Origin of the sequence: Corallococcus praedator, assembly GCF_003612125.1 — a bacterium.
In the GTDB taxonomy this organism is placed as follows: domain Bacteria; phylum Myxococcota; class Myxococcia; order Myxococcales; family Myxococcaceae; genus Corallococcus; species Corallococcus praedator.
This window is the reverse complement of the sequence record NZ_RAWI01000785.1, coordinates 1-702: the sequence shown is the minus strand read 5'-3', so window position 1 is coordinate 702 and position 702 is coordinate 1. Positions and strand designations below refer to the sequence as shown.

Here is a 702-nt window from a genome sequence, read left to right as displayed (position 1 = left end):
GGCGTGATGGGGAAGGACGGCATGCCCAGAAGCTTCGCCAGGGGCTTCAGGTTCATCAGCGCGGGGGCCTGCTCTTCCGCGCCCACCACGGCGATGGGGACGATGGGCGTGTTCGTCTCCAGGGCCAGCCGCATGAAGCCCAGGCCGAACTCCTGGAGCTGGTAGCGCTGGGGCCACAGCTTGTTGAGGCCGCGCGTGCCTTCGGGGAACACGAGGATGGCCTCCTCCGCCTCCAGCAGGCGGCGGCAGTTCTCCGGCGTGCCGACGATCTGGCCCACGCGCGCCATGAAGGTGGAGACGTAGGGCAGGGACGGCACCCACTTCTCCACCATGCTGCGGATGGCGCGCGGCGGAGAGCCCTCCACCATCAGGGCGATGCCAATCATCGCGCCGTCCATGGGCAGCTGGCCGGAGTGGTTGGACACCAGCAGCACGCGCCCGGCGGGGATGCGGTCCGCGCCGTAGGCCTCCACGCGGAAATAGTGGCGGTAGAGCCACAGGAACGGGGCGATGGCGGCCAGACTGTAGTCCAGATTGAACCCGAAGGGGTCCACCCCGTACTCGTTCTCCGTCCGGGCCAGGCCCTGGAGTTCGCCCGACTGCGCTTCGCCCGCCATGCGCTCGGTCCAGCCGCGCAGGCCCTTCTTCACCTTGTCGCTGAAACGCTCCAGCATGCCTGGCTCCTTAGCACCCCGGCACGCA

General features: G+C 68.8%; 1 protein-coding gene. It reads right to left on the bottom strand.

All coding sequences use genetic code 11. From position 1 onward, the window contains the following. Positions 1 to 674: lysophospholipid acyltransferase family protein (locus tag D7Y13_RS41735; RefSeq protein ID WP_147452657.1), on the bottom strand; the 674-nt coding region annotated here is incomplete at its 3' end. Positions 675 to 702: the final 28 nt, after the last annotated feature.